3 protein-coding genes are annotated in these 4,604 nt (G+C 68.8%); all 3 read right to left on the bottom strand.

Features of this window, described 5'->3' with window-relative positions:
• A partial coding sequence (locus OXN85_13365; GenBank protein MCY3600949.1) for a hypothetical protein occupies positions 1–210 on the bottom strand: 210 nt, incomplete at its 3' end.
• Positions 211–247: 37 nt separating this feature from the next.
• Entirely contained in the window at positions 248–2,818 is a 2,571-nt protein-coding gene (locus OXN85_13360) for a CehA/McbA family metallohydrolase (protein ID MCY3600948.1), read from the bottom strand.
• 188 nt (positions 2,819–3,006) lie between these two features.
• Positions 3,007–4,604 (bottom strand): hypothetical protein (locus tag OXN85_13355; protein MCY3600947.1); only part of this gene is annotated, 1,598 nt, incomplete at its 5' end.

Below are 4,604 nucleotides of genomic sequence, written 5' to 3'. Positions count from 1 at the left end.
GGCGTCGAAGTGGACGGACCTGACGCTGCCGAAGGTGTCCCAGCCGTCGCCCGTAGCCGACCCGACCGTGAAAGCCTCCTCGGCCACGGCGTTCAGGATCACGTCCGGACCTTCGAGCGTTCCGGTAGCGCCGGTGGCCGGTCGGTCCCCGGAATCGCCGCAGGCCACCAGGAGCGCGAGGGAGAGTAGCGTCAGCTTCGGCTTCGGCATTTCGATCCGTCCTTCCCGACAGGTCGCATTCCGCCGCTCACTCGCCACCCGTGCCGCCGGCTTCGGCCAGCAGCCGCCGGTACACGTCGCGGGCATCGTCGAACTGGGCGTAGACGTGGTCCTGCTCCGACTGCGACCGCCAGCCGGGCCATTCCCGCGCCTGGCGTTCGAGTTCGTCGATCCAGTCGAGGCCGTACTGCGCCCCGGCGGCGTCGCGGATCGCTTCGCCTCCGACCGTGAACCAGACGGGGTTCGTGAACCCCTGCGGATAGGCCGCGTCGAGCGGGAACCGTTCCTCTGGCTCTCCCTCCGCCCGCAGGTGAATCCAGCCACTTCCGTCGATCCCGACGTCGCCCGAGAACGAGGCCGACATGCGGTCCTCCGAGAGTTCGAGTTCGAGGGCATCCTCGCCGTCACGCACGAGCCAGGCGCGCGTCAGCGGCACGATCGACCGCACGCTGGCCACCACCTCCACGCTCGTCGCGTCCGCGCCCAGATCTAGGACGGAACCCGGGATCTCCCCGTTTACCGTGAGTTCGACGAGCGGCCCGTTGGTCACGAACGCCGCGGCGCCGCGGAGGCCCTCGAACCACCCATCGGCCGTCAGGCGCCCGTCCGGCGGACGTACGTATGTCCGCATGGCGCCCACCAGCGGCGTGGCGTGCAGGTTGCTGATCGAGTCCTCCCCGCCGGTCGCGCACACCCGCACATCGTTGCTCCACAGCGCGTAGAGCGGAAAGAAGCCGGCCCGCTCGGCCGTGGACCATTCGAGCGCGTCACTCGTCCCCAGCACGGCGTCGACCATGAACCCCTTCCCACCCATCAGCCCGAACGTGAGCGGGTCCACGTCGCCGAAGTAGGGGTGGACGTAGCCCGTCGTCGCCCCCTGGTCCTTCGCCTTCCGCATCATGTCCGTGTTCGACGGATACAGGCTCTCGATCGCAGTCCCCTCGTATCCCGTCGTGAAGGGCGAGATGAGGTGGTCGCGCATCCCGAACATGAACACGTGTCCGTAGAACGGCGGCCGGTACTCCTGCCCCACGATGACGACCATGTCCTCCATCTCCGCCGACACCGGGTGCTCGCCGCCCCCGGGCACGAAGAACTGGTGGTCCAGGATCCGGTTGTCCTTGTTCGCCACCTGCTCGTTCACGATGTCCTGGTCCTCCGCCGCGGACATGAACATCAGGTTCTCGAGCGAGTTGTGGAGGTTGCCCGCGTAGTTCATGTGGACGTGCGTAGAGCCGTTGTGCCAGCCGTCCGCCGAGAGGTCCGCGAACCGGTGCAGCGTGACCGCCAGTTCGACCGTGGCATCGGCCTCGATCGCCACCTTCATGCGCTGCGGCTCGATCTCGAAGCCCTTCACGATGGTGAGGTCCGCTTCGCCCGGCGGGAGCGCGACCGTGAACGTCCCGTCGGTGTGGAAGGCGGGGTAGCGCCCGCGCTGGCCGATGCGGGCGTACTCGTCGGGCGGGGCGTGGTACTTGCCGTCCGGCCCGAGGAGCGTGACGCGCGCCGGCACCGGATCCCGTCCGCTCGCGTCCGTGCGCACCGTGACCGAGAGCATGCCCGTCGGCCCCGCGTAGGTGCGCTCTCCGATCTCGATTCGCCGCCGGCCGCCGCCGTAGGTCTCGATGAGTTCGAGTTGGGGGAGACCACCCTCGTTCGTGATGTAGGCGATCGTCTCCCCATCGGGCGACCAGCGCGGGTGGAAGGCGTCGTGCTCGAAGAAGGTGAGCTTGTAAGGCTCGCCGCCCGTCGTCGGCTGCACGTAGAGGTTGTTGAACTGGTCCGCCGCGCCCGCCGTCGACGAGTAGACGAAGCGCCGGCCGTGCAGCGACACGTCGGGCCGCGTGCGGTACAGCGTCTGCTCCCGCAGCACCGTCTGCGCCTCCAGGATCCCGTCCGCGCGCGCCGGGACCCGGATCACGTTGCCCGAGCCGAGCGGCACGTCGCGGTTCGAGACGAGGAGGAGTTCGTCGCCGTCCGGCATCCATGCGGGCGAGATATACATGTCCATGGGCCCGAAGTAGAGCCGGTTGTTGCCGTAGGAGTTGTCGTTCGTGACCGCGATCTCGGGCCCCGCCCAGTCGCCGTCCGCCACGTCGCGGATGTAGACGTTGAAGTGCCCGTTGGGCGCGCTCGACACGTAGGCGAGGCGCGTGCCATCGGGAGAGAACACGGGGTCGGCGTATACGAAGCGGTCGTCCGTGAGCGCGCGCGTCTCGCCCGTCTCCGTGTCGAGGATCTCGAGTTGGATCCGCTCGCCGCCGTAGTCGGCCGTGTACGCGATCCAGCGTCCGTCGGGCGAGTAGGAGGGGGACGAGTGGTACGTGCCCCCGCGCGTGAGTTCGGTCGCGTCGCCCGTCTCCACATCCACTTCCCACACCGAGCCGGCCATCCCCACCGCGATCGACTCGCCGTCCGGCGACCAGGACGGGAACCAGGGCGTCGTCCCCGGCGCCGGCGGCAGGTAGTAGTTGTGCATGTAGTTGCCGCCGTGCCGCACGCCGGGATAGGCGCCGAACGGGGGCGGCGGCTCCTCGGCGAGAAGCGGCGCTACAGGCCGGGCCGAGGCGGATTCGAGCAACCCCGGCTCGCCGGTCACGCCGGGCGCACCGTCTTCCCGCTCGCAACCGAGCGTCAGTCCGGCACAGAGGAACAGAACGGGAGCGGGGCCGATACGCATGGCAGCTCGCAGGTCGGAGGATCGCCGAACAGAGCCCCCAACTTGCTCCGCGCCAAGCACTCCGCGCAACGCGATGCGGGCCACCGTCCGGCCCGCGGAGGGCGGTTCTACGGTTCCCGGCCGCTGTCCGGTATCCCGCGACTGAACAGGACATCGACGCTGGGCCCAACGCCGAGTCCCGCGACGGCATCGGCCAGCGTCCGTACGGACTGCGGCAGATCCCGAAGCACCGCGCGCACCTGTCCGTTGAGCCGGTCGCGCAGGATGACGGCCGGTTCGTTCGTGTCCCGGTCCACCGTGACGGCGCCGCCCGGGCCGGAAAGGGTGATCTCCTCGAGGAGGGCGGCCGTTTCGCCACGGATGGGGACGGCGTACGCGAACGCCAGCCTTCCGTCGCTGTCGGCCACGGGCGTCATGTCGAAGATCAACGAGAAGAGGATGCGGCCATCCGCCGCGCGTCCGATGATCTCGTGCTCGCCGTCGGAGGTCGGCAGCGCGGGGGGTGCGTCGACCGCGAAGGCCGGGTACAGATACGGCGTGCCGTCCGCCCCCGCGCCGCCCCAGAGGAGCATGGCGGCCGTGGGCGGCGCGGGGGCATCGGATTCAGCGCCTACGGCACGAAAGGCCGCCGCCTTTCCGAAGTGGTAGTCGCCGATCCAGGCCGGCTCGCAGTAGGACATGAAATCGGCCGTCGTCGCCGGCACCAGAACACTCTCGCCGGAGCGGGAATCGATTCCCCACGCACCCGTCGATCCATCGGGGAAGGGGTACGCGGGATCCAGGGTGGCCCCCACCCCGCACGGTGCGTGGAACAGACTCAGGTTGTGCCCCAGTTCGTGGGCGATCGTCAGCGCCTCCTCGGGCTGGCTCGAAACGCCGAGCCGCACGTAGCTCGTCCATCCCGGGATCCACGCCACCCCCCAGGCACCTGTTGCCTCGCCGGAGAGCGCCGCCATGTAGTAGCCGCGTCCTCCCTCCATGACCCGCACTACGCCCACTTCATCGAGCAGCGCGTCGGCATCGTTGTTGGAAGTCAGTACGGGCTCGTGCGCCACGACGCTCAGATTGTCGACCGGGAGGAGGTCTACGGTTTCCCACAGCAGCCTGTGTCCCTCGGCGTCCGCCGCCATCTCCCCGGCAAGATTCACCGCGGTGGAATCCGGCCGGCCACGCCACAGAAACGGGACAACCGTAAGATCGAATCTGGGCATTCGTTCAACGGGTATCGGCACACGACCGGACTCCGGAATCCGGGGCGACACTCCGAGGGCCGGATCCAGCGTTCCGGCCGGATCGACTTCGATCACCCATTCGACTCCGGGTCGTACCACCCACCCCGGAACGTCGGCGTTGGCGGACTTTTCGAGCGATGCCTCCGCCTCGGCGAGATTGATGGGCATCGGAGTCGATTTCCCCGGGATATCGACTGCGTGAATCTCATCTTCCCCGTAGAAGAACGTCGCGCGCACGTCGGGGATCCCGGCGCCCGTGGGCCGTGGCGCGATCACGAAAGCTCGCAGGAGCGCCGCTTTGCCTTCGATCAGCGGTACGGGAAACTCGAGAGACTGGACCGCCTGCGTCAGGTACGCCTGAGAACCGCTCAGTGCCTTCCTGTCGCAGCGCGGCATGCGCCAGCGGCTCGACCGGTCCAGCAGGGCGGGATTTTCCGGCACGCAGAGGCTTGTCCCCGTCCACTCGAACCGCC

Source organism: Candidatus Palauibacter australiensis, from assembly GCA_026705295.1.
Taxonomy (GTDB): Bacteria; Gemmatimonadota; Gemmatimonadetes; order Palauibacterales; family Palauibacteraceae; genus Palauibacter; species Palauibacter australiensis.
The sequence above is the reverse complement of the archived record's forward strand: the minus strand, read 5'-3'. Positions and strand labels throughout refer to the sequence as shown.